The 24,394-nt window shown below is 50.6% G+C and carries 17 protein-coding genes; 2 read left to right on the top strand and 15 right to left on the bottom strand.

Annotation, left to right across the window (positions count from 1 at the left end):
• Nucleotides 1–39: 39 nt before the first annotated feature.
• From IEY34_RS01200 to IEY34_RS01220, 5 genes are all read right to left on the bottom strand, one after another.
• Nucleotides 40–3,513 carry an AAA family ATPase gene (locus IEY34_RS01200; protein ID WP_189006413.1) on the bottom strand — a complete coding sequence of 1,158 codons (3,474 nt, stop codon included), beginning with the start codon at nucleotides 3,511–3,513 and terminating at the stop codon, nucleotides 40–42.
• Between the two features lie 31 nt (nucleotides 3,514–3,544).
• Nucleotides 3,545–4,723: an exonuclease SbcCD subunit D gene (locus IEY34_RS01205; RefSeq protein WP_189006416.1), complete on the bottom strand. Its 1,179-nt coding sequence runs from the start codon at nucleotides 4,721–4,723 to the stop codon at nucleotides 3,545–3,547.
• A 15-nt stretch (nucleotides 4,724–4,738) separates the two neighbouring features.
• Nucleotides 4,739–8,707, bottom strand: coding sequence for a helicase-exonuclease AddAB subunit AddA (gene addA, locus IEY34_RS01210; RefSeq protein ID WP_189006419.1), 3,969 nt, complete (start codon nucleotides 8,705–8,707; stop codon nucleotides 4,739–4,741).
• A 24-nt stretch (nucleotides 8,708–8,731) separates the two neighbouring features.
• Nucleotides 8,732–12,259 (bottom strand): helicase-exonuclease AddAB subunit AddB, encoded by a 3,528-nt coding sequence (gene addB / locus IEY34_RS01215; RefSeq protein WP_189006422.1) that lies wholly within the window; start codon nucleotides 12,257–12,259, stop codon nucleotides 8,732–8,734.
• A 226-nt stretch (nucleotides 12,260–12,485) separates the two neighbouring features.
• A complete protein-coding gene (locus IEY34_RS01220; protein WP_189006425.1) occupies nucleotides 12,486–13,862 on the bottom strand; it encodes a class I SAM-dependent rRNA methyltransferase in 1,377 nt (458 codons plus the stop codon).
• Between the two features lie 122 nt (nucleotides 13,863–13,984).
• Between IEY34_RS01220 and IEY34_RS01225 the strand changes: the two genes are divergently transcribed.
• Nucleotides 13,985–14,953 carry a Na/Pi cotransporter family protein gene (locus IEY34_RS01225; RefSeq protein ID WP_189006428.1) on the top strand — a complete coding sequence of 323 codons (969 nt, stop codon included), beginning with the start codon at nucleotides 13,985–13,987 and terminating at the stop codon, nucleotides 14,951–14,953.
• Here the strand turns inward: IEY34_RS01225 and deoC are convergent.
• The 5 genes from deoC to prmA all read right to left on the bottom strand — a co-directional run bounded on the left by deoC (nucleotide 14,916) and on the right by prmA (nucleotide 19,598).
• Complete coding sequence (gene deoC, locus IEY34_RS01230; RefSeq protein ID WP_189006431.1) at nucleotides 14,916–15,599, bottom strand: deoxyribose-phosphate aldolase; 684 nt, start codon at nucleotides 15,597–15,599, stop codon at nucleotides 14,916–14,918. The two genes, IEY34_RS01225 and deoC, sit on opposite strands and share 38 nt — an antisense overlap.
• Before the next feature lie 124 nt (nucleotides 15,600–15,723).
• Complete coding sequence (gene mtaB / locus IEY34_RS01235; protein WP_189006434.1) at nucleotides 15,724–17,064, bottom strand: tRNA (N(6)-L-threonylcarbamoyladenosine(37)-C(2))-methylthiotransferase MtaB; 1,341 nt, start codon at nucleotides 17,062–17,064, stop codon at nucleotides 15,724–15,726.
• A 5-nt stretch (nucleotides 17,065–17,069) separates the two neighbouring features.
• Nucleotides 17,070–17,837 (bottom strand): 16S rRNA (uracil(1498)-N(3))-methyltransferase, encoded by a 768-nt coding sequence (locus IEY34_RS01240; RefSeq protein WP_189006437.1) that lies wholly within the window; start codon nucleotides 17,835–17,837, stop codon nucleotides 17,070–17,072.
• A gap of 104 nt (nucleotides 17,838–17,941) precedes the next feature.
• Nucleotides 17,942–18,613 (bottom strand): site-2 protease family protein, encoded by a 672-nt coding sequence (locus IEY34_RS01245; RefSeq protein ID WP_189006440.1) that lies wholly within the window; start codon nucleotides 18,611–18,613, stop codon nucleotides 17,942–17,944.
• A gap of 10 nt (nucleotides 18,614–18,623) precedes the next feature.
• Nucleotides 18,624–19,598, bottom strand: a complete 975-nt coding sequence (gene prmA / locus IEY34_RS01250) for a 50S ribosomal protein L11 methyltransferase (protein ID WP_189006443.1) — start codon at nucleotides 19,596–19,598, stop codon at nucleotides 18,624–18,626.
• Between the two features lie 237 nt (nucleotides 19,599–19,835).
• Between prmA and IEY34_RS01255 the strand changes: the two genes are divergently transcribed.
• Nucleotides 19,836–20,642, top strand: a complete 807-nt coding sequence (locus tag IEY34_RS01255) for a glycerophosphodiester phosphodiesterase (protein WP_189006446.1) — start codon at nucleotides 19,836–19,838, stop codon at nucleotides 20,640–20,642.
• Between the two features lie 534 nt (nucleotides 20,643–21,176).
• On the opposite strand, the gene IEY34_RS01260 is transcribed toward IEY34_RS01255, so the two are convergent.
• From IEY34_RS01260 to IEY34_RS01280, 5 genes are all read right to left on the bottom strand, one after another.
• Complete coding sequence (locus tag IEY34_RS01260) at nucleotides 21,177–21,452, bottom strand: hypothetical protein (protein WP_189006449.1); 276 nt, start codon at nucleotides 21,450–21,452, stop codon at nucleotides 21,177–21,179.
• 1 nt (nucleotide 21,453) lies between these two features.
• Entirely contained in the window at nucleotides 21,454–21,606 is a 153-nt protein-coding gene (locus IEY34_RS01265) for a YfhD family protein (RefSeq protein WP_189006450.1), read from the bottom strand.
• 90 nt (nucleotides 21,607–21,696) lie between these two features.
• Nucleotides 21,697–22,464, bottom strand: a complete 768-nt coding sequence (locus IEY34_RS01270; RefSeq protein WP_189006452.1) for a hypothetical protein — start codon at nucleotides 22,462–22,464, stop codon at nucleotides 21,697–21,699.
• A gap of 10 nt (nucleotides 22,465–22,474) precedes the next feature.
• Entirely contained in the window at nucleotides 22,475–23,698 is a 1,224-nt protein-coding gene (locus IEY34_RS01275; RefSeq protein ID WP_189006454.1) for an ABC transporter permease, read from the bottom strand.
• On the bottom strand, nucleotides 23,695–24,372 hold the full coding sequence (locus tag IEY34_RS01280) for an ABC transporter ATP-binding protein (protein WP_189006456.1): 678 nt from the start codon (nucleotides 24,370–24,372) through the stop codon (nucleotides 23,695–23,697). The genes IEY34_RS01275 and IEY34_RS01280 overlap by 4 nt, the downstream gene beginning before the upstream one ends.
• Nucleotides 24,373–24,394 lie beyond the last annotated feature (22 nt).

The following is a 24,394-nucleotide window of genomic DNA, read 5'->3' on the forward strand; positions in this document are numbered from 1 at the left end:
CTAACGACGCTGATGCGACGCTAACCTTGGCATAGAAATCTATAATTCTTCTAAAACGATACGACTGCCGCGACCGGATGGTTCGGCAGGATGGACAATTAATTTGCGCGTCAGTCGAGCTCGCAGCTCGGGCACATGGGAGATAACGCCTACGGCCAAGCTGTCCGTATGCAGCTTCTCCAGCGCGCCAATCACCATATCGAGCAGATCTTGATCCAGCGTTCCGAAGCCTTCATCGAGGAAGAAGAACTCCAGCGGGTATTCCCCTTTCAGCTGGATTTGCGCGGAGAGTGCGAGCGCCAGCGCCAGGGAGGTGAGGAATGTTTCCCCTCCGGACAATGTGCTGACTGGCCGTTTCACCCCGCCGTTGGCATCATCGCGGATGACAAAGCCGCCGCCCGAGTCGACTTCGATCGCATAGCGTCGACGCGTCAGTTCACCGAGCCGCTCCGATGCCGCGCGGCTGACTTGCATGAGCTGCTCTTCGGCCAGGTATTCGACGAAGGCATTGGCTTTGAGCACAGCTTGCAGCTTGCCAAGCCGTTCCAGCTGCCCCGCCTGCTCGAGCCGGCGCGATTCAAGCTCACGCCAGCGCGTGTGCCGCGCAGCGAGCTCGCTGGCGCCCTGCGCCGCTGTGGCCCGCGCCTCCAGCGCAGCCTCCGCAGCGGCCTTGGCGGCGCTTAGCTGCGCCTGTGTGAGCGCCCACTCGGCCGCGCTCAGCACGCGGCCCTGCAGCTTCGCTGCCAGCTGCGCCAGCTGGGCGCGCAGCGCCTGCTCGCGCTCGCGTTGCGATGCCGCGAGCTGCGCCCATTGGCGGCGCTGCTCAGGCGCCAGCGCCGCAGCCGCTGCGGCTTCGCGCGACGCGAAGCCGTTCTCTGCGAGCGCGCTATGCAGCGCGCGCTCGGTCTGGGCGAGCTGCCGCGCCGCGGCGGCAGCGGCTTCGGCGGCGGCGCTGTAGCGCTGCGCCGCCTGGAGCTGCTCGCGCTGCGCCTGCGCATGCGCGAGCTTGGTCTGCTGCGCGAGCTGCCGCAGCCGCGCAAGCGCGGAGGTCGCCTCCGCGATGAGCTGCGGCACAGCCGCGCCGGGCGCGCGCAAAGCGAGCTGCCGCGACTTGTCGGCGGCGAGCTGCGCCAAGCCCAGCAGCCGTTCATGCAGCTGCAGCGCCGTTCGATCCTGCTCCAGCAGCTCGCGCTGGAGCCCTTCGATTGTGCTCGTCAACTGTTCAAGAAAAGGGACGCTCTTCTCGATCCGGCTGCGAAGTTCATCAGCAAGACGCTCACCCGCCAGCAGCAAGTCAAGCTGCTGCTCAACCTGTTCCCAAACCAGCTCAGCATAGGTCTCTTGCCATCTCTTCCGCTGATCATCCAAGGCAATTTGAAGAAGTTTTAGTTTCCCGTCCGCTTCCTGCCATAGATTTCCTGCCGCTTCCAATTGAGCGTTCACTTGCACCAACTGCTGGTCATAGCGAACCTGATCTTTATGCAGACGGGCATAGACGCTTTCCAATTCATCAAAAGCCGACTGCTGCTGTTGCGCAAAGGACGCCATTTCCTTCCATTGCAGCAAAAGTACCTCTAAGGTTATACCCGCTTGCGCGTCAGCCCAGCTTCCAACTGATGGTACTGTCGCTGCCGCAGCAACTTGCTCCCAAGAAAGAGATGCTTGCTCTTTCGTTGTTGAATGAGAAGAAGATGACATATCCAAGGCTTGCTGATGAACAGCGCCCCATTTGCGCAGCAGTTGATTATGTGTAAATACATGCTCCTTCGCTAGCTGGAACAGGCGTTCTCCTTGATGAATTTGGTCTTCTGCTGAATCCGGCTTGCTCGCCTCAGATGCGGCTGCTTGCCCTCCCTTTGCGTGGCTAAGAGGATGTTCAGTGGAACCACAAACAGGACAAAGTTCACCTTCTTGCAAATCATTCGCCAAAATGGCAGCCAAGGCATGACGTTCTTCCAATTTCATACGTCTTTTCTGCACGTCCAGCACATCTTGCAGATTCGGAATGAACTCCGAGAATTGTTTGTGTTGGTTCTGAATTTCTGCCCCAGTCTGCGCGGATTGCTTCAGCCATACGGCTAACTCGCTTTGCAATTTCTCTTGAAGGGCTAGCACTTGCTGCTTGCTTCGTTCCAAAACCGCCACTGCATCAGCTTTATCCGCTTTACTTTTATGAGCTTCCGCCCCTTGCAGTTGAAGCTGTTCAAACGTCTTCTTCTCATGAACCGCACCCTGCAGAAGTTGCCTTGTTGTCGCACTCGTCTCTACCGTTTTCAGTTTTTCTTTGAGATCCGTTTGTTTCAAAATCGCTTTTTGCTTCGTTTCTTCCTGTTTCATAATTTCAGCCTGCAGCCTTGCTATATTCGATTGGGCCTCACCTTCTTGCTGCCGAGCCGATTGAATCTGCGTTTGCACCTGATTCAACTCCTGCTCGATAACAAGCGCTTGCTCCAATTGGTCAAGCCGCAGCATGAGCGGACCTTCTTCTCGCGCTAATTCCTGCTGGGCATGCTCGGATTTCTCTGCCGCAGTTTGATGCGTGATTTCTGCTGCCTGCTGATGGGTTGTCATTTGCTCCAACTGAATCCCGCTTATTCGAACGTCATCGAGAGCGAGACTGTGTTGGTCCAAATAAGGCTTAACGCGATCGGCTTGCTCAGCTTTTTGGAGCAGCTGCTCTTTCTCCCGAATCGCTAATTCCTGCTCTTGCTGTTTTTGGGCGTCTTGCTCCAGCTTCTCTTTCTCCTGCTGCCACCCAAACAGCTGTTTGTGCTGCTCGTAGTTCGCTTCCTGCTGGGCAAGATGCAATCGACTGCGAACGGCTTCTTCCTCCGCTTGCGCAAGTCTTTCACTAGCTTCCTGCAAAGCTTGCTCCGAAGCATCCCCAAGGCCCATTTGCTCAGCAGCGAGCTGTTTCACGGAACTATCCGTTTCCTTCACTCTGGAGCTGACTTTGGCGCTTAAATGATCGCCATATGGTTCCAAATGGAATAATCGCTGCAGCATTTGCCGCCGATCTTTCCCCGTCAACGTAAGGAATTCAGCGAATTTCCCCTGCGGAAGCACGACCGCTCTCGTAAAATCCTGCATCGACAGCCCCAATATCATCTGTACCTGCTGATTCACTTCTCCCGCTTTGTCGGCGAGCACAATCGTTTCCTGCTCTTTGATATGTAAAAGGCGTGTTATCGTGCCGTTAATGGACATTTCCGTCCCACGCTTGAATTGCCGCTCTACATGGTATCGTTCTGTGCAGATCGCATTCGTAAGTTCAAATGTAAAGGAAACGAATAACGTTTGTTCCGCATGGTTCATGATGGCTTGCGTGCCACCGCTGGCTCTCTCAACCTTACCGTATAAGGCTAGTGTGATCGCATCCAAAATCGATGATTTCCCGCTGCCCGTCGGCCCGAATATGCCAAAAACGCCTGCGTCCACTAACTGCCCAAACTGAATCGTCTGCATTTCGCGATAACTTTGAAGCCCTGACATCTGCAACTGAATTGGACGCAAATCGAAGATCTCCTTTCATCCTTTTAGTTTCCTAATCCCCGAATGAATCAGTCAGATCTTTCTCCTGTACTAATTCCAAAAACAACCGCACTAATTCTGGTTCAGGCTGCGCACCACCGGTTTGACGCGCGTAGAACCGGGTAAAATGCTCCTCCATCGATAAATCGGCTTTGGCTACAGCTGCCCGAGCCGCTTCCATCTCTGGATATATCGGACGAATATGAATAAAGCCCTCATAGGCTTTGCGCAGCGCTTGAATCTGCTCAATAGACATCGCTGAAGTCATCGTAATTTCCAGATCGATCCAAGCTGAAGCATCTCGTCCTTCTTCCAGCCATTGATGCACCTGACCGATGCCATCTTTGGCTTTCCAGCTCACCAGCGGCCGGCCGGAAGTCAGATAAATTTCCTTCGGCTCAGCAGCTTGTCCGGGAGCCAGATCCAGGATCGTAACGGACTTCGCTTGTCCAGCTTCCGAGAAGCTGTAGGCCAGCGGTGATCCGCAATAGCGGATGGGGGAAGCCGCTTTGACATTCTGCGGTCTATGCAAATGCCCCAGGGCCACGTACTGAGCGCCTGCCGTCAGCGCATTCGTATCCACCGTGTAAGCTCCGCCTACTTGAATCGGCCGCTCAGATTCCGTCTCATGACCGCCAAGTACATACAAATGGCTCATAATCAAATTCACCGTATCCGCTTCGAAAAATTGGGCCTGCTTGCGAATCAGCGCTCCAACCCGCTCCGAATACTTGCTGCGCAGCACTTCCTCATCGGCGATATCGGACAACAGCTCCTTTAGTCGAGATTCCGAAGGATAAGGCAGCGCGATTAAGCGCGCCATTTCGCCTGTCTTGGCTATGCCAATCGACTGAATTTCAGGTACGGGCAGTCCAATAATCGTTATCCCTTGTTTGGCGGCAAGTGGACCTGCGGCGGCAAGCCGATCCGGGTGATCATGATTTCCCGATATAATCGCTACATGCCTCTTCCCGCCTTCCGCCAAGCGGGCGATGCCTTCATAAAAGAGCTGCTCAGCAGCCGCAGGAGGATTCACACTATCGTAGATATCCCCTGCAATTAAAACCAGATCAATCGCCTCATCCTGAACAATACGCACAAGCTCGTCCACAAAGGCCGTCTGTTCCTCCAAACGGCTTCGCCCTTCAAGGGATCGCCCCAAATGCCAATCCCCCGTGTGTAAAATCCGCATACCTCAACCCCCGCTCTACATCTCCAGCAATTTGGCCCCGTCAAAGAAATACAGGAACTTGCCGCTTAACGGCCGCTTCCAGATATGTTCAACAGCCCGCGAATACAGCGATATTTGCTTCTCATAACGCATTTGAAGCTCCGCATCACTGCTGCCCTTCACGGCATCCGTTTTATAATCAACAAGCACAAGCCCGAGTTCATCTTCAAATAAACAATCGATAACCCCTTGGATTAATACGGTCTCACCTGTCGTGGAACGATCAATGCCGGTATACACTTCCTCAGCAGGCAACCCATAGCTGAACGGCACCTCACGCTGCACATTCGCAGCCTGGACCATCCGTTTTCCAATCTCCGTCTGGAAAAATTGCAGCATAACAGGAATATCTACAACTTCACTCTGCTCCCAAGTTAACGTCATCTTGTCGAGCATCTCCGCTAAAGTAGCTCGAATACTAGCCTCTGTTGGCGCTTCCTGCAAAGACAGGTTCTGCATGACCGCATGAACAATCGTTCCTTTCTCGGCTGCGGTCAGCTTCTTTTCTTCCATAAACCTAGGTCTGCGCCACAAGGTAGAAGCCGTTTTCCTGGTTCCTACCACAGCGGCCTCCCCTTCCAATGATGCCACATCGCCGCCAAAAGGAAGCTCCATTTCATCGGCAATCCGATTCATCTCCGACAACCTTTTGATTTCGGAAACCGTTGTTTTGGCAAAGAGTTTGGGAGCATCCGGGTAGGCATAATCCCAGGAAAGCTTGTCGTCCAACCAACTTTTCCAAACTCCTGATGCAGCCACAGGCTGCAGCTGACGGATACTCTCTATCCAACTCGCGTCGGGAATGTAGCTCTCTTCTACCAGCGATTCAACGTCCTGCAAGTCCTCAGGAACAATAACCGTAAGTTTCCACCTGGAAGAATCAGCTAGAAGCCGCACACCGGAGGAGGCCTCGCTAATCCCTAGCCGCTCTCTCCATAGCGTGCTGTCCGGGTGACGGAGCAGTGCTGGACCTACCCAGTCCAGATAGCTTTTGGCTTTGGCCAGTTCAAAGTCAGGCAAATACCATTCTGTTCTGGCAAGATGACGTCCCCAGCCACGCAGCAGTTTATCGAGCGATTTCACCGTTCCCAGCAAATAAAGCTTCTCTCTCGCTCTGGTTAGGGCGACATACAGAACTCGCATTTCTTCGGCCAAAAGTTCCAACTTCATGCGTCTCTTGATCGCCAGCGAAGGCAATGTCGGATAACTGACCCGCAGTGTGGTATCGACAAAGCGCGGCCCAAAACCAAGCTCTTTGTGCAGCAGAAACGCCTCATTTAAATCTCGCTGATTAAACATTTTGGCCATGCCAGCGACGAATACAACAGGGAATTCCAGCCCTTTACTTTTGTGAATAGACATAATCCGCACAACATCCTCTTGCTCGCCAAGCGCTCGCGCTGTTCCCAGATCGCCGCCGCTTTCTTTCATACGTTCAATAAACCGCAGGAATCGAAATAATCCGCGCAAGGAGGTGCTTTCATATTGCCGAGCCCGGTCATACAGCGCCCTCAAGTTCGCTTGCCTTTGCATGCCTCCCGGCAAACCGCCAGCAAAATCGTAGTAGCCCGTTTCTCGATAAATCAGCCAGATTAAATCGGCCAACGAGCCTTGTCTTGCCTCATTGCGCCATTTCTCCAGTAAGGTCAAGAAATAACTTAGCTTCTCGAATAAGGCTTCATTACCAGGCAGCCTTTCACCGCTAACCAGTTGTAGAACAGACTCATAAAATGGCAACGTTTTGTCTGAGACACGAATTCGCGCCAGATCTTCAGCCGTTAATTGAACAACTGGCGATCGAAGTACCGCTGCTAATGGGACATCCTGATAAGGGTTGTCGATGACCTTCAATAACGAAAGCATCACTTCCACTTCCGTTGCTGAAAAATAGCCCGTGCTTAGCTCCGCATACGCGGGTATCCCCTGCTTTTTGAGCTCCTCGATGAGAATCGGTGACCACATCTGTGTTGCCCGCAGCAGAATCACGATGTCCCGGTACGTAGCAGGCCGATCTCCTCCGGTTCTTTTATCAAAAACCTGAAAAACTTCCTGTCCTCCCGCACCCAACAAACCTCTAATTTGCCGCGCGATGGTTCGGGCTTCCAGTTGGGCTGTTTCAAGCTCTTGCGCTTCCAGAACAGGGTCTGGAAGCATCGCTTCCCCCTGAGCTCCCAAGTCCGCATTCAGCTCATCATCCTCATCTGCCGAAGGGTACGATTCCGTCTTATCGGGTGCATCCGCTGCGCGGTCAATAAGCAGCATTTCGACCGAGCAATCCGAGGCAGATGGCGGGTATCCCGCTCCGTATACAAGTTCTGCCCGCTCGTCATAGGCGATTTCACCGACAGATTCATTCATAATTTGTTTGAACAGAAAATTCACCGCATCAACCACTTGCAGACGGCTCCGAAAGTTCCGTGCCAAATCGATGCGCCCACCCAGGGATGTGTTTAACGTAGGTTCAGCTTTATTGGAACGGTAAGCCTTGTATTTCTCCAGAAAAAGTCCTGGCTCAGCAAGGCGGAACCGATAAATACTTTGTTTCACATCGCCCACCATAAATCGGTTGCCTGGCTTCACCTGCGAAATTAATTCAACAATCGCTTCCTGCACGCGATTCGTATCTTGATACTCATCCAAAAGTACTTCCACAAATTGCTGCCGATACGAGTTAGCCGCTTCAGAAGGAACAAGTTCTCCCGGTATTGAACCCGGAGCACTTAGAATTTGCAGACAATAATGCTCCAAATCGGCAAAATCAATTAAGCCTTTAGCTCGCTTGCCTACTTGGTATCGTTCTCCGAAATCAACCACCAAGTCTACCAGCGTATGCAGCAGCGGCGCCATCTCAGCAATCTCCTGATGAAATTGTTCCGGAGTTCGGCCGAACAGTTCTTCCTGGATCGTATTGATTTGGTCCTTGGCTTTGTTGCGAAGTTCCTTGACTTCCTCTTGCATGCCTTTGTCGTAATCATCGCCTCGGCAAGCTTTGAGCTTCCCGAACTCAACGGTTTGAAAACCTCGATACAGAACATCCCATGGATAGGTGGTTGTTTCGAGTAAATTATTCACGAGCAATAAATCCTCATGCAAGTTGTCCAAATACGGGGCCGGCCCGCCAGGCGATTCCGCAATGACGACCGCTTGACGCAGCAAGTCCGCAGCGCCTTCCAAATCGAGCGTCAGGTCGCGAATCAGACTCTGCTCCCAGCGTGAATAATCGACCGGCGCAGCGGCAGCCGCAACGTAAGGCAGTGCCTCTTCGAAGATGGAGGCATTTTCATCCATTCCCTCCTGCATCTTCGGCGCAGGAGGACCAAACATCGAAGCCGTAGCCCTTAGCCAATGCTCCGGCCACGGATGACTGCGCGACACATCATACAGCTTCTGAATAAGCTGCATGATGGCGTCGTCGTTGCGCTCGCCGCTGAACGAATCGACCAGCCGCCAGAAGGCGCTGTTCTCTCCGCTTGCGGCGTAATATTCCTCGAGCATGTCGCCAAGCAAGTCTTGGCGCAACAGCTCAGCTTCCGTTTCATTCGCGATCCGGAAGCCGGGATCCAAACGAATGAGACTGAAGTAGCGCTGCACGACTTCCAAACAGAAGGAGTGCAGTGTCGTAATCGAAGCGCGCCCCATTAAGGCGAGCTGCTTGCGCAGGTGCTGCGAATGCGGCTGCTTCATCAATTCTTTCTCCAGCGCCTCGCGAATCCGATGCTTCATCTCCGAAGCGGCCGCTTTGGTGAAGGTTGCGACAAGCAGCCGATCCACGTCCACAGGCTCCCATTCATCCGAAATTCGGCGGATAATCCGCTCCACGAGGACGGCTGTTTTACCGGAACCCGCAGCTGCGGCGACCAACATATTTTGACCCTTTAGTGTAATGGCGTCCCATTGATCGTCTGTCCATGTACTTCCGGGAGGCTTAGGCTGTTGTTTATTCATGAAGAGATCTCCTTTCCGGCTTGATTAGGCCTTGACATTATGTGCCAGCTCGGACCAGAGCTGGTCTTTGGCCCGCGGTTTCAATACGTGAACTTCATTGCCCTCAAACAAGGGGTCGAACTGACAAATCGATTTATAAGAGCAGTGCAGACAAGCGGTCTTTTTGCCCAAACGGTAAGGATTGATGTCCACGTGACCATCTGTGATATCCGTGCCGATCTGCTTTACTTGTTTGCGCACATATTTGCGGAGTGTGTCCCACTGTTCATCTGTAGCGACTGACGAAGTCGAATAGAAGCTGCCGTCTTTCTTCAAGGCAACCGGAATCAACTGCGAGTGGCCCGCGCTTTTCAGCAATTCATCATCCATCAAACCGGCAACTTCCGCGTCCGCGGTAATTAAGCCTTTCATTTTATACCGTTTGCGCAGTTCTTTTTCAATTTGATCCAGATCGAGCGCATTTTTTTGCTGCAGCATCGGATTATGTACATGGAAATACAGGACGCCTGCCGGCTTGGCCGCAATCCCCAGCCACTGCTCCGCATGCGTAATAATAACGTCCAGATACGTCAGCATCTGTAGCGACAGTCCATAATACACTTCAGATAACTGCAAAGAAGTTGAACTCGATTTATAATCAATCACCCGCAAAAGAACACCCTGCTCGCCTTCTGCGCGATCAACTCGGTCAATTCGTCCGATAATTTCCATCGTACAGCCATTTTCCAGTTCGAAGGTAAGTGGCGGCAATTCTTTGCCTGGTCCAAAATCAATTTCTAGACCTAACGGTTCAAACTGCCCATGCTTCGCATGTTCGCCAAGCACGACAGCCGCTCTGCCTACAACCTGTTTCAATTTCCTAGCAATATAGGCATATCGGCTGGAACTGAGCAAGATTTCGCCTTGCAGCCTTGGCGCAAGCTCATCCACCACCTGAGCGGAACGCTCCATGCACTGTTCAGCCGTCAACGAACCCCAATCGAGTTGATCCTGCTGAAGCTTTTGCACAAATTGATTCAATGCCGCGTGGAACAGCTGTCCAATGTCTGGAGCATCAAGCCGATACACTCTTCTTTCTTGGAGCCTTAACCCATGGGATACAAAATGCGAGAATGGACAGGCCACATACTTCTCCATCCTGGAAACACTCGCCCGTAAATTTTGACCATACAGTAATTTGCTAGTTCGGGGACTAAGACCCTTTTCTTTATTCGTATATTGCAAAGCCTGAACGACGGATTGCAGTTTCATGTGCCAGATCGGCTTATTCGCGTACCAATTATACGTCTCCCACCAGAGGTCATCGATTCGCCCTCCCAGCATCCAGTGCTTCATGCGGACTGCCAGATAGGAAATCGTTTGATTCGGATGGGCAATGTAAGCAGCTTGCTCCTGCGCTGGCGTTTCATTGGATGGCTCCGCAAGCAAGAGCGGTGCTTCTGTCCCTGGGAAAAGCTGGCGAATCTGCTTGATAAGCTCCGAAGGCAGCAGCGATTTCCCCTCTTCATCGGCTAGCGGATAGCTCATCCACAACCTTTTGCCTGGCACCATTAAAGAGGTGTAGACAATAAACTGCTCATCAAGCAGCTTGCGGCGGCTGCCGTCTGCCATCGGTAATCCAGAGTCTGTCAGAACGGTTCTTTCCGCTTCCGTCAGAACACCTTTTTCTGCCATTTGAGCCGGAATTACCCCATCATTCACACCAAGTATGTAGGCGTATCGGATACCGCTGGAGCGCGTTCGGTCCATGCTTCCGATTAACAATTGATCCATCGAAGGCGGAACCAGTCCAAGCTTCATACTTTCCATCCCAGTCTCAATAAGACCGTTAAACAGTTCCAAAGACAGGTCATCCTCACCCATCGTCTCCACCAGTTGATCCAGCATGTCCATCACGCTGTCCCACATTTGGCCATGCTCGCGGGCTTTTTCCGGTTTGCCTGCATGGATAGCTTGCTGACTCCATGCCTCCAGCTTCTCCGGTGCTTGCACCATTACCAGCAAATCATACAACGCAGTGACTTGATCTCTAACCGATTTGGCCTGCTGCAAACGTTTGGCAAAAGCAAGCAGAGGTCTTACAATCCATGATTTGCTCGTATTCAGCGCATCCAGCTCTTCAGTTGGCTCCTGCAGTTGATCTTCCGCTTGCTCCAAGTTGGCTCGAAACTTAAATGTCCAAGGCTTGCCATCTGTCCAGCGATATCCTTGAATACCGAACGCCAGCACATAATTCTCGAGTTTATCCAGTTCTGTTCGCTGGTAGGCTGCCTCTCCCGGAATTAAAAGGTCGGTTTTGACACAGCGAAATACCGCATCGTAGTGCCAATTATGGAGCACAACTTCCAGCGCTGAACGAATAAATTCAACCAACGGGTGATGCAGGACTGACCTCTTCTGGTCAAAAAAGTGAGGAATCTCATGGTCCGTCAGAATCGCTCTTAACAAGTCCTGATAGCCTTCCATATTGCGCACCATGACGGCAATCTCCCGCCAGCGAACACCTTGCTCGCGGACGAGCTGCAGCATGTCGCGGATTGCGCCTTCTACTTCTGCACGGCGATGCACCGCTTCTTTGATGACAAGTTGATCGCTTAACTTCTCCAGTGCTGCTGGTTGGTAACGATGGGCGGCCCCGCCAATTCGGCGGTCGAAATGACGCTCCAAATAACCAAGTGCCGGGCTATCCTCATATCGCGGGGAATTCTCTGGGGCCAGATGATGTACCTCAGCCGCTTCTAGGCCTAATTGCCAAATGAGATTCTGCATGCGGACCATCGTTGTTGCCGTCGGATGAAAGAGATCCAGCTCATCCGGTGTATCACCAGCCTGCAATTCACGGTCCACACAAAGCGTCACGGTCACCTGCTTGCAATTGGCAAATAACGCACCAAGAACAGCAAACTCCTGGGGTGTGAAACCATGAAAGCCGTCAATCCAGATCGAAGCTGACTTCAAATAGGCCGAGTTCGGAATCTGCTCAGCAAGCAGTGTCAGATAATCCTCGCCATCCAGATATTGACGTGCTAATTCCGCTTCAAACTGGCGATAAACCAGTTGAATATCATGCATTTTATCCCGCAGCAACCCACTTTCTCCAAGTGCTGCTGCGCGTTTATTTTCATGATTCGTTAGCTGCTCAGCTGTGACGCAATAGCGCTTCATTTCCGTAAAAAGTTGATTGAGTCTGTCCACAAAACCCATCTGTTCAGCCGAATGTCCAAACAGTCGAAGCTTTTCTTTGTATTTATGTAAAATGCTCGTTAACAGCAGTTTCTTACCCGTATCATCAATCGGCAGCCTGGCTGTACCGCCCTCTTCCTGCATGACCCGCCACGCGAGTCGGTGAAAACTTAACACTTGGGCGCGAATCATCCCGCGAATCCCAGGATCTGAGACTAACGCATGCTCCGCTTGAAAAGTTGCCTGCTCAGGCACCAATAAAACGAGCGGATCGCCCTCAGGCTCCGCTGCCAACTGCTGCTTCATTTCTATTAAGCAACGTTCACTTTTGCCACTACCGGCTCTGCCGATTACGAATCGAATAGACATACAGGGCCTCCTCATTGTTACTTCTCTATCTTTCCTATTCTATCATACTTTTGGTAGAAAAGAGGCGTGGCAGATGATGGGCTTGCAGACCAAAAAGCTGCAGCCTTCTCATTGAATTGAGTTGGCAGCAGCTATCTAAATGCGAATGCGATTTATGAAAGGGGTAAATAAGCTCAGCGGCAGAGATATAGCGTATCGTGGTTCCTCTTTCAGCCGGAGCTGGCGATTATTTGCTCCGCACCTCAAAGATCGCGAATTTCAAATAATGTCCCTCATCCACACCGAGGATACGGGGATGATCCATACCGGCTTCGCGGAATTCGATGAGGCGCAAGAGTTTGCCTGCATCTGTTGCAGCCGCATGAATCGTCTCCAGAAACAATTCAGGATGCATGTGATACGAGCAGCTAGCGGTGACCAGATAGCCGCCTTCATTCACTAGCTTCATACCGTGCAAGTTAATATCTTTGTAGCCGCGGCACGCGCCTTCGACGGCGCTTTTCGTTTTGGCGAAAGCCGGCGGATCCAGGATGACGACATCCCAAGTGCGGCCACCAGCGGCAACTGGTTTTGATGTGTCCACTTTGGCTGCCCCACTCCCGCTGCCGGCGTTAGCACGAACTTTGCGCTCATCTAGACCTTTGACCTGTGTGCGCAAATATTCAAAAGCATCTGCGACGACGAACTCCACGCGGTCTTCAAAGCCGTTCAGAGCCACATTCGTTCTCGCGCTTTCGATGGCATGCTCAGAGATATCCAAGCACGTCACTTTTTTCGCGCCGAATTTGCAGGCATTGAGCGTGAAGCTTCCCGTATGGGAGAAGCATTCCAAGACGGAAGCGCCATCCCAATGCTGGAATGTAACCACTTTGCCATTGGCGTTAACCGGAAGCGTCTGTTTAGTGCCATTTTCCTCGATTTCTTGCAGAGCGATCCCACTGCGATGGCCCCATCCTGTCATCAAAGGAGCTATTGCTGCTCGATTCTCTCTTTGATCAAAGAAATAGCCGGTTTTCTGACCTTCTTCGATATCGACACGAATACGCAGGCCGTTCTCCCAAATATCCACATGCTTGGAGCACTCGCCATAAAGTAAACCCTTGGTCTGTTTCAGCCCTTCAAGCTCACGGATCGGCACGTCGCTGCGCTCATAGATGCCTTTAGGATTCATGACTTGAACTAAAGCATTAACGATCTGCTCTCTGCAGCGATCCATCCCCATCGTCAGAATCTGAACGACTAGTGTGTCCTCGAATTTATCAACGATAAGTCCTGGTAAAAAGTCCGCTTCCCCATACACCAATCGATACGATTGCGCGCCTTTTACGAAGCGGGAGCGATGCTGGTAGCAGCGTGTGAATCTCTCCACGAAAAACTCAGTTGTCATCGCTTCAAGCGGTTTATAGGAGACGATTCGAACTGTAATTTGCGATGCCTCGTTAAAATAACCTGTTGCCAAATATTGCCCTTGATACGTTTGAACTGGGACAAGTTGCCCTGGCTCAATCTCTCCGTCTACACGTTCGATTTCACTTTTGTACACCCAGGGATGACCTTGCTCCAAACGAGGTTTGCGTTTTTTAAATAGAAATACTACTGCCATGGTGATCTTAGCCGTCCTTTGCGTGAACCCGTTCACTCTCGCTAGCTTGCTTGTCATGCTTGTCTGTACGGTCACATATATTGGTTGAAAAAAGTAGTTCGCTCACGAAGGAGACCTCTACGATGTTAAATACAATTATCGTGCCTGTGTTAACAGGCTTAGCTTTGTTTCTTTTTGGAATGAAGCTGATGGAAAGCGCGCTTCAATCCTGGGCAGGCCCACGCCTCCAGCTGTGGCTGGAGCGATTTACCCGCACGCCGCTGCGCGGCCTCGCCACGGGCACCGTGCTCACGGCGGCGCTGCAGAGCAGCACCGCCATTACCGTAATAGCCATCGGCCTCGTCGGCGCTGGCGTCCTGACCTTCCCGAGAACGCTCGGCGTCATTCTCGGCACGAACATCGGCACGTGCCTCACCACCGAGCTGATCGGACTCAGCCTCGGAGGCATCGGCGTGCCGATCCTGCTCGCAAGTGCTGGCGTCTGGCTCGCCAGCTGGCTTGCCGGACCCTTGCGTCCTTCTGCGACGCAAGGGCCCCTGCGCAGCATCCGCTACGGATCGCTGGCGGTCTCTGGCTTTGCTCTCGTGCTGCTCGGCATCGAGATCATGCAAACCATCGGGCCTGCGCTGCAGTCCCGCGGGCTCTTCGCCTGGTTCGTGCAGGAAGCGCAAACCAGTCTGCTGTGGGGCATCATCGCAGGCGCAGTCGTCACCGCGCTAGTCCACAGCAGCGCTGCGGTCATTGCGATGGCTATGGGCCTCGCCGCGGTGCAAGGCATCCCCGTCGAGCTTGGCGTTGCCATTACCATCGGTGCCAATGTAGGCACCTGTGTAACGGCGCTGATCGCCGGGATGAGCAGCTCACGCGCCGGACGATACGTCGCCTGGTCGCATATCCTCCTGAATGTCGGAGGCGCAGTGCTCTTTTACCCGTTTATCCACCAGCTCGTCAGCCTTTCAGCCCTGCTCGCCAATGATGCGTCCGAGCAAATCGCCAGATCCCAAACGATCTTCAATGTCGCTTGCTCCTTGCTGGCCCTGCCGCTCTGTTATCTTAATATGTGGAAGCGCCTTGAGTTCCGTTCACAATAGCTACACCGGAGCTGGTTCCTAATCTTGTTGCGCCGGCTTCGATCATCGCGATAGCAGTTTGCAAATCTCTTACGCCACCGGATGCTTTGACACCAATCGTATCGGATACGTTGTGACGCATCAAGCGAACATCTTCCACAGTCGCTCCGCCTGGGCCAAAACCTGTCGATGTTTTCACGAAATGAGCGCCTGCTTCTTCCGACAAACGGCATGCTGCGGCTTTCTGCTCATCATTCAGGAAGCCCGTTTCCATAATCACTTTGACGATGGCTTTGCCTTTTACTGCATCCACAACTTGCTTAATGTCAGAGCGAACAGCGTCATGCTGGCCTTCAAGCAATAATCCGATCGGCAGCACCGTGTCAATCTCAGCTGCGCCATTTTCCACAGCTTTGGCCGCTTCGTAAGCTTTCACTTCACTTAAGCTTGCGCCAAGCGGAAATCCAACAACAGCAGCGACTTTCACTCCTGTGCCTTCGAGCGCTTTGGCAGCTGTCGCGACGAACTGTGAATTTACACAAACGCTAAAAAATTGATGCTGCGCTGCTTCCTCGCACAATGTATGAATGGCAGCTGAACTTGCGTTCGGTTTTAACAACGTATGATCAATATATTTCGCAATTTCCTTTGCGCTTAATGTAGCCATAGAAAAGCACCTCTTTACGTATTTTGGTTTGATTAGGGGGCATCCTTCAAGTAGAAAACCTCTATCGTAGTCATTCGGGAATGAGCGACCACGCTTAGAGGTAGGTTTTATCGCTGAAAATATTTTAAAAATTAACAACTGCAGCTGTTTCCATCACACGAACCAACTGCCCCTTGCTTTCATTAACACCGGCTTCTGTCACTTTCACTCGGCATACTTGGCCGATCATGTCTTCAGAACCCTCGAATACCAACTGAACATAATTATCCGAGTATCCGCTGTATAAACCGCTGTCAGGAGCACCTTTGTAAGCACGTTCAGGGATAACTTCCAGCACGTCACCCACGAATTTCTGCGCATAAGCCAACTGCATCTTCTCTGAAAGATCAATCAACTCATGAACGCGCACATTCTTCAGCTCTTCATCTACTTGATCTTCCATGCGCGCAGCAGGCGTGCCTGTCCGCTTGGAATAAGGGAATACATGCATCTCAGAGAATTTCATACGCTCCATGAAGGCTAAGCCCTCGCGGAACATTTCCTCTGTCTCGCCGGGGAACCCGACAATGACGTCCGTTGTAATCGCAACATCCGGCATAATTTCGTGCAGACGCTCAATTTTCCCGGCAAATTCAGCCGTTGTATATTTTCTGCGCATCCGAGCCAGAACTTGGTCATCCCCAGCTTGCAGCGGGATATGCAGATGACGGCACATTTTGTCAGACGACTTCAAAACTTCAATGACTTCATCTGTGATTTGGCTGGCTTCGATGGACGAAATTCGAATTCGTTTCAATCCTTCGACTTTATCCAGATCCCACAGCAGTTTCGCCAAGCTGTAATCCTCAATATCTTCGCCATAACCGCCCGTATGGATACCCGTCAGGACGATCTCCTGATATCCTGCCGCCACTAACTGTCTAGCTTGCGCTATGACGCTTTGCGGCTCACGGCTGCGCATCAGGCCCCGCGACCATGGAATAATGCAGAAGGTGCAGAAATTGTTGCAGCCTTCTTGAATTTTCAGAAACGCCCTCGTCCGATCTGCGAAATCAGGGACATCCAATTCCTCAAACTGCCGTGTTTTCATGATATTGCGAACCGCATTAATCGGCTGACGATCCTGCTCGAATTGCTTGATCAAGGGAAGAATTTTCTCGCGATCCTGTGTCCCAATGACCATATCTACGCCCGGAATCGCCATAATTTCCGCAGGTGACGTTTGTGCATAACAGCCAGTTACCGCAACAATCGCTTCCGGATTCCGGCGAATTGCCCGACGAATCATCTGTCTGCTCTTCTTGTCCCCTGTATTTGTAACGGTACATGTGTTAACGACATACACATCCGCGGTCTGTTCGAAGTCAACCTGCTCATAACCCTCATTTTTGAATAACTGCCAAATGGCCTCTGTATCATAGAAATTCACTTTGCATCCTAATGTATGAAACGCTACCGTTGCCATAACGCTTATCCTCCCATCTCTCCGGTTTCATAGAAAAGACACGTAAGTCCTACCATCGCAGCAGTCTCCGTGCGTAAAATACGTGATCCCAGCGACACCGATTGAAATCCTGCCTCTTCAGCTTGCACGATTTCCTGTTCGGTAAATCCGCCTTCCGGCCCTACTGCGATCACGACTTGTTGTCCTGGTCCCAATTTACCTTGGGCTAGCGCCTGTTGAATGGCCGGCCTTAGTTGCTGTCCATCTTCTTTCTCGTAACAAATCCAAGCCACATCGGCTTCTTTCGCCCGCTGCAGCAGTTGCTTCCAAGAATGCACCGACTCGACTTGCGGAACGCGATTCCGATGCGCTTGTTCGGCAGCTTCCTTGGCAATTTTTTGCCAACGTTCAGAACGCTTGGCTTCTTTCTTGGCATCATACTGCACAATCGTTCGATCCGATAAAAAAGGAAGAAACCGGGCTGCCCCGATCTCGGTCCCTTTTTGAATAATCACTTCCATCTTGTCGCCTTTCGGCAAGCTCTGCGCAATCCACACCTGAACGGCCGCTTCCGCGTCCATCGTCAGCTCTTCCACAATTTCCGCAGTAACGCGTCCTTTGTCCAGCTCCGCAATACGCACAAGCACCTCACGGTCCACACCATTGCTGCATATAACTTTGTCGCCGATTTCTGCGCGCATGACTCTCGCCAAATGATGGGCGTCGTCGCCCTCGATGGTGACGGTCTGTGTCGTCAGATGAAACTGCTCAGGCGGGAGAAAATATCGCTGCATAGTTAAAGCCTCTCTATCTACGTTCATGTCTGTGATTAATGGAAAGTTCCACTCACCATCATACCTTTTTTGGTCATGAAAATCTACCTTGGGTTATTGTGAGCTTACATACCTAGAATCCAATTAATGGGCATTGATAATAACCGAATAATATCCGAACCTAAGCTTAAATAGGGATCCAGCGTCACTTGTCGCAGAGGTCTTACAAACACAACCAGCAGAAAAATAACGGATGCCCACTGCTCAAACTTTTGCAAGGATTCACTATATCTCAGATCGACTAAATCTTGAATAATCCGGTAGCCATCTAATGGCGGGATTGGAATCAAGTTAAATAGAAACAAAGTGATATTAATACTTAACATCAATTTTAAAAAAAGAATAATCGCTTTCAAACTTCCACTGGATATGCCTTCCAACCAGCCATACTTTTGTAGCAAGACAGCAACAAATATCGTGATAAATGCCAAAATCAAGTTGCTTATCGGTCCTGCTGCCGTTACGATAATCCCCATCAAACGAGGATTCTTGAAATTAGCGCGATTGACCGGAACAGGCTTCGCCCAACCAAATCCAGCAATTAACAGCATGATCGTTCCGAACAAATCCAAATGAACCATCGGATTCAAGGAAACTCTTCCGAACTGGTATGCGGTGGAATCTCCTAACTTGTAAGCACTGTACGCATGCGCAAACTCATGAACCGTAAAGGAAATCACGAGAACAAGAATGACAAACGGCAGCGTACTCCAATCATAAAATAATAATCCGCCCATAGCGTGGCACCTACAGCTTTCTAGCTACGATCACAACCCAATTCGAATCATAGTTTTTCTCTACAATTGTGAATTTAGCTGCAGTCAGCGCTTTTTCTACATCCGCTTCCTTATTGGCAATAATCCCTGACGTAATGTAATACCCGCCTTGCTCCAGCACTTCATACACATCATCAACGAAAAGCACGATCACTTCGGCCAAAATATTAGCCACAACCAGTTGCACTGGAATGGCAACACCAAGCTGAGCCGCATCTTCGGTTTCACTTTCTTTCAATACGCCTAGCAAATCACTCAATTTTACCGTAATTTTGTCTTCCAGTTCGTTCTGTTTGGTGTTATCCAGCGCGCTAGTGACAGCGACAGGATCCAAATCTACAGCCAGCACATGTTTCGCGCCTAACTTGGCAGCCGCGATGGACAGAATGCCTGATCCGGTTCCAACATCAATGACATCGTCCCCAGGCTTCATAACTTTCTCTAATGTTTTTAGACATAACGACGTTGTCGCATGAGTCCCCGTACCGAACGCCATCCCTGGATCAAGTTCCAGAATCAACTCGCCAGGCGAAGCTGTGTAATCCTCCCATGTCGGTTTGATCGTCAAACGATCGGTTACCCGAATGGGTTTGAAGTACTGTTTCCACGCATGCGCCCAATCTTCATCATCCACTTCTCGCAGTTCGAAAGTCGGATTGCCCGTATCAATATCGAACTCGGTCAGTTGTGCTACGGACGCCCTCAAATTAGCCATAAGCGGTTCCATATCTATACCATGGTAGAAATAACCTTTAATCACGGCTCTACCTTCCGGAATATCGTTAAACGGCGTCTCGTACAATTGGCCAAAAGAGGTGTCTCTCTCTTTGTTTAACGTACCTGATTCCTCAATCGATACGCCCCCGGCACCCAATTCATGAACAAAATTCGTAATCATTTCTATTGCTTCTTCTGTCGTATGTACGGTTACTTCTTGCCAAAGCATTCTTCGTGCTCCTCCTGTCGGTTATACCTTTGCCTATAAAAAGCCCTATAGGGCTATTTTCACAATGTTTATTGTACTACACTTCGCTTCATGGGTAAAATAGGTACCTTTTTGAAAGCGCTATAAACTATTTTCGAAAACCTAACACCTTCTTAATAACTTCGTGATAATTTAAAAAAGTAGTTATTCCTACCCGCTATGAGCAAGTCCTATTTCAATCCAGAATGGAGTTTTACTATGATCCGAACGCTCCTTGTCTTCCTTGTCATTCTCTCCTTCGAACTCGTCGCTCCCTTCACAACGACAACCTTGCTCGCTGACAATTACAGTCAGGTCACGGCACATCGAGGCAGTTCGGCTCACACGCCCGAAAATACATTAAGCGCGTTCCGACAAGCCATCCTTGACAAGGCTGGGTATGCGGAGCTCGATGTCCAAGAAACGGCCGACGGCGCCGTTATGGTCATGCATGATGACAACGCCCTGCGCACCACTGGCCTTAATAAAAATATGTGGGAAGCTGCATCCGATGAACTTAAAACTGCAAATGCCGGATCTTGGTACAACGCCAAATTTAAGGACGAACGTGTCCCTACTTTGGATGAAGTGATCGAGGTCGCACAAGACCATATCAAACTGAATATTGAAATGAAAAATAACGGTCACGGCAAGCAGCTTGCCGAGAAAACCGTCGCCATTATACAGAAGCATGGATTTGTGAAACAGTGCACCGTCACATCCTTTGATGTTAATTTGCTCCACACGGTCAAGAAGCTCAACCCGCAGATTAAAACAGGGCTCATCGTGAGTCAGAAATCAGAGCCGGACTCGCTTTGGACAAACCAAGACTATGATGTCGTGTCTGCCGCCTACCCCATGGTTAATGCAGAGTTCATAAAACAGGCTTCCCTGCATAATAAAGAAGTCTACGTCTGGACGGTGAATGACAAATCCATGATGAGACAATTGTTGACTCTCGGAGTGTCCAGCATCATCACTAACTCACCTGATCAGCTTGTTCAAATCATGAACGAGCATAACTGAAGCTATTTCAAGTCGCATCGGCCTAGTGAAGAGCGCAGCAGTAGCCGCTAATGATGAAAATGGCTTCGCCGCCCTAAGAAATGAGCCTCTTTAAGCGACAAATCTTACTAGAAGAACTCTAGGACGCTATTTAGACAAATAGCAGGCATGCTAGGGTAGAAGCGGAACTACAGGATCTTATTTCCACGAAAAGCGCTTCAATTTCTCCGCAAACAGCAAAATAGCGCCCTGCAGTTCCCTCAACCTCGCGATAATGACTGTTTATTCCATATTAGCGTACTGTAGTTCCCTCCCGCTCGCGATCACGACACTTTTTGCTAAAATTGCGGCATGTCGTTCCCTTATCTCCTCGCGAGGCAGTTTGGGTAACTTCTCGATTACGCCAAAACGTATCAATAAAGAAAAGACCCAGCCTGCGGCTAGGTCATCTACACTTATGAGCTCAGGGACCAAATAGACAAGCCAGACGTGCTAAATGTGCTTATTCCCGCTACTTCCGCGATATCTCGTAAGTTCCTAGGCACTAGCTGTCATCTATATCGTGCCGCCAGCGCTCTCTATGACACGAACCGCTTGTTCATACACGCTGTCATCAATCACTGCCGCAAGGATGATATCAAGTCCAACTGCACCCAAATCCCCTTTGTCGCTCAGCATGCTATCAGCCATCGCAGATTCCAAACCATGGCCGATATCATTGGTAAAACGATCCACTTGCACATCTTCCGCTCTTAACGCTTTCAGCTTGGCTGCCGCACCATGGGCCTGCTCCGGGGAGTGAAAATACGCGAGAATCGCTTTCTCCGCCATCTTAGTTGTCTTCCTGTCTGTGATCTGCCGCTTGGGCGCGCTCAGCCGCTTCGAAATCATCCTGGTCGGCCGACTCTGCCGCGAATTCAACATCCTCATTTTTAACTACAGGCAGTTGACTTTGCTGCTCTTGCTGCTCGTTAACGTTGCTCATTGCTTTCCCTCCTAAAAAACCTTCTATAGTAAAATCCAGTTTTTAGTTTGCGATAAACAATGCTTTTTATACCTTGGATAAGCTGTGATTTTATTCCTTGATCTTCTCAAAGGAGGCATCGTAGAGGCGGAACATCGTTTTGTAGCCTGATTCATCCAGCTTAATGCCAACATCCAATTTCCCCGTGATAAGCAGCGGTCCTGAGGTATAGCGAAGCTTCACCGAATCCGGAACGAAAACGATCATGATTTTGTTCCAGTAGGTTTCATCCCCATTGTCAAAAGGGCATTCCGCGCCTGGCTGCGGAATAAGCAGGAACCAGTGCTTATCGAATGACAGCACTTCCCCCATAAACCCTTTGATCTGCACGGTTTTCCCACTTTTATCCCAGAAGGCATTGGACGGCTTATCCTGCTTATCATCATCGAAGAATTGGTCCCAGTGAATCAAATTGGATGAGATTGCCGCCTTCGGTTTGTCACTTAGCGGTTTCTCTTGGTTAGGCTTGGATTCCTGCTTCGGCGCCTCTGTTGCCTGTACAGCTTCCCTAACTGCCTCTTTGGGGGCTTTCGACGAAAGCGGCTCCGCTTGAGGCTTATCCGCTATTTTGGGAGTTGGAGCTGGCGTCGCTACTGCTTCAACTTCCGTCTTCGGTGTTGGGGACGGCGATGGGGATAGTGAAGGCGATGCTTCTGAAACAGCCATAGGGCTGACAGAAGGCTCTGCTGACACGTTCCCCGCTTGGGAGATGCTGCCAAAGGACTGGCCAGCCATCTCCGTTTTCTTTTGACCACAGCCGGTTATGATGACAACGCCCATGAGTAGGCTCAATCCTACGATCGATAACTTTTTTCTCAACTGGTTCACCTCAAGATTTAAATAATTGCAAGGGGTCCACGCGATAAGCCTGCAAAGCAGGACCGATGGAAGCCACAACACCAATCAACAATGTGCCTAAGACAAGCCAACCCTCGCCAGGCATGTAATGCCAGCTCTGGATTTGCAAGCCTGAATACTCAAACACAGCTTCACGGCTCAAATAGCCGCCTGCATGGCCTATTACTAACCCGCCTATAAGACCAATGAAGGTGAGAAGAACACCTTCGCCAATCAATGAAAACCACACATAACTTTTGGATTTGCCGATAAGCCGCAGCAATCCTACATCCTTCTTCCGCTCATTGACGGCGGCAATTAGGGAGAGCAGAATAGAACCTGCTGCCAGGAATATGCAAATAACTGTCACAACACTGAGCGCTTGCGTGCCTTTGTCTACCACATTGACAACATCGGCTACAGCCTTGCTTGTATAAATCGCTTGGACATTGTTCATTTGTCCATATTTGGTTTTAATCGATTGCGCCCCTAGCAAGGTTTTGGGCTTAACCAGAATGGTTGTAATTTCCTTCGAAGCCGACTGCTGATTCTCATGAACCGCCCAAGCATAATCCAGTGTCGTAAAGATCGCCCGATCATCTGAGGTAAGCAGTGGCGGCAAAATACCGACGATGTTATATGTAAACTGATGATGATGATCAGCTTCCCCAGCTTCACCCTCATGATGATCCTCATCGTCATCTACTGCACCTTTGACCAAACCATGCGCGCCTTGAAATTTATCACCTACATGAAGTCCCAATTCACTGGCTACGTGAGAACCGACGATCGTATCGCCAAGTTTCTCATACAACTTGCCTTGCGCCATATGTTTATCGGTCCCATACCGAGTTAAGAAATAATCGACTTCCATGCCGACTATCGGAAAACCATTGTAATTATCGCCTGTCGTCATCGCAAAAGCCTTATCAACCGCTGCATCTTTACGAACCTCATCCAGCAAAGTAAAGGGCACATTGCCTGTCGGGGAGCCGATATGATAATAGGTATTCAGTGCAAGCTGGGTGGCGCTGCCTTTGGCGCCAATCGTCACTTCAAAGGGACCATACCCTTTCTCGGCGCCTTTCTCAATACCGTCGCTGCAGAGCAGCAGAAAAACAACCAAGGCGACTGTGACAGCAACCGACATCACCGTAAGGAGGGAGAGCGTTTTGCGATGAAGCACATTACGCCACAATAAAGAAATTAAGTTCATCCCGCTTCTCTCCTTGGCAGTTCATTTATCTCTTGAATATGAACCCGCTTAGGGTACATGTCAGCTAAGTGCAAATCATGTGTAACCGTCAGCAAAGTGAGCTTCTCCGCTTCACATATCTCCAGCAGCAGAGACATGATGTCTCCTGCTGTTTCCCAATCCAAGCTGCCCGTTGGCTCATCCGCCAAAATCAGCTGTGGCTTAGCTATAATAGCGCGTATGATAGCCGCGCGCTGCTGTTGACCGCGAGACAATTCCGCAGGGCGATGATGCTGGCGATCCTGCAAGCCGACGCGTTCAAACCAGTCATCCACTTGAACTTTGGCCTGCTTTTTCGTCCAATTGTGCGGCACAATGAGTTCCACATTCTGCCTTGCAGTCAGCGACGAAATCAGATGGAAATCTTGAAAAATATAACCGACATGCTCCGCTCTGTAGCGATCCCGCTTGCTTTCCGATAATTGGTGTATTGGCAAACCGTGTACCCAAATTTCACCCTGATCTGGCGTCATTACGCCGCTAAGCAAATGCAGAAGTGTGCTCTTCCCACTTCCACTGGGTCCTGTGAGCGCTATTCGCTCACCCTGTTCGACCTGCCAATCCGAAACGCTCAGAATCGGCAAGCTTTTGCCATGCATCGCAAACGATTTAGTAACACCCTTAATTGCAATCATAGTGGTCCTCCAACATCAACTG

Origin of the sequence: Paenibacillus marchantiophytorum, assembly GCF_014640555.1 — a bacterium.
GTDB classification, from domain to species: Bacteria; Bacillota; Bacilli; order Paenibacillales; family NBRC-103111; genus Paenibacillus_E; species Paenibacillus_E marchantiophytorum.

Coding starts and splice junctions, on each gene's coding strand:
- IEY34_RS01205 (WP_189006416.1), bottom strand. CDS start 4,723: ATGCGGATTTTACACACGGGGGATTGGCATTTGGGGCGATCCCTTGAA.
- IEY34_RS01255 (WP_189006446.1), top strand. CDS start 19,836: ATGATCCGAACGCTCCTTGTCTTCCTTGTCATTCTCTCCTTCGAACTC.
- IEY34_RS01260 (WP_189006449.1), bottom strand. CDS start 21,452: ATGGCGGAGAAAGCGATTCTCGCGTATTTTCACTCCCCGGAGCAGGCC.
- IEY34_RS01275 (WP_189006454.1), bottom strand. CDS start 23,698: ATGAACTTAATTTCTTTATTGTGGCGTAATGTGCTTCATCGCAAAACG.
- prmA (WP_189006443.1), bottom strand. CDS start 19,598: ATGCTTTGGCAAGAAGTAACCGTACATACGACAGAAGAAGCAATAGAA.
- addA (WP_189006419.1), bottom strand. CDS start 8,707: ATGAATAAACAACAGCCTAAGCCTCCCGGAAGTACATGGACAGACGAT.
- IEY34_RS01220 (WP_189006425.1), bottom strand. CDS start 13,862: ATGGCAGTAGTATTTCTATTTAAAAAACGCAAACCTCGTTTGGAGCAA.
- IEY34_RS01240 (WP_189006437.1), bottom strand. CDS start 17,837: ATGCAGCGATATTTTCTCCCGCCTGAGCAGTTTCATCTGACGACACAG.
- IEY34_RS01265 (WP_189006450.1), bottom strand. CDS start 21,606: ATGAGCAACGTTAACGAGCAGCAAGAGCAGCAAAGTCAACTGCCTGTA.
- addB (WP_189006422.1), bottom strand. CDS start 12,259: ATGTCTATTCGATTCGTAATCGGCAGAGCCGGTAGTGGCAAAAGTGAA.
- deoC (WP_189006431.1), bottom strand. CDS start 15,599: ATGGCTACATTAAGCGCAAAGGAAATTGCGAAATATATTGATCATACG.
- IEY34_RS01245 (WP_189006440.1), bottom strand. CDS start 18,613: ATGGGCGGATTATTATTTTATGATTGGAGTACGCTGCCGTTTGTCATT.
- IEY34_RS01225 (WP_189006428.1), top strand. CDS start 13,985: ATGTTAAATACAATTATCGTGCCTGTGTTAACAGGCTTAGCTTTGTTT.
- IEY34_RS01280 (WP_189006456.1), bottom strand. CDS start 24,372: ATGATTGCAATTAAGGGTGTTACTAAATCGTTTGCGATGCATGGCAAA.
- mtaB (WP_189006434.1), bottom strand. CDS start 17,064: ATGGCAACGGTAGCGTTTCATACATTAGGATGCAAAGTGAATTTCTAT.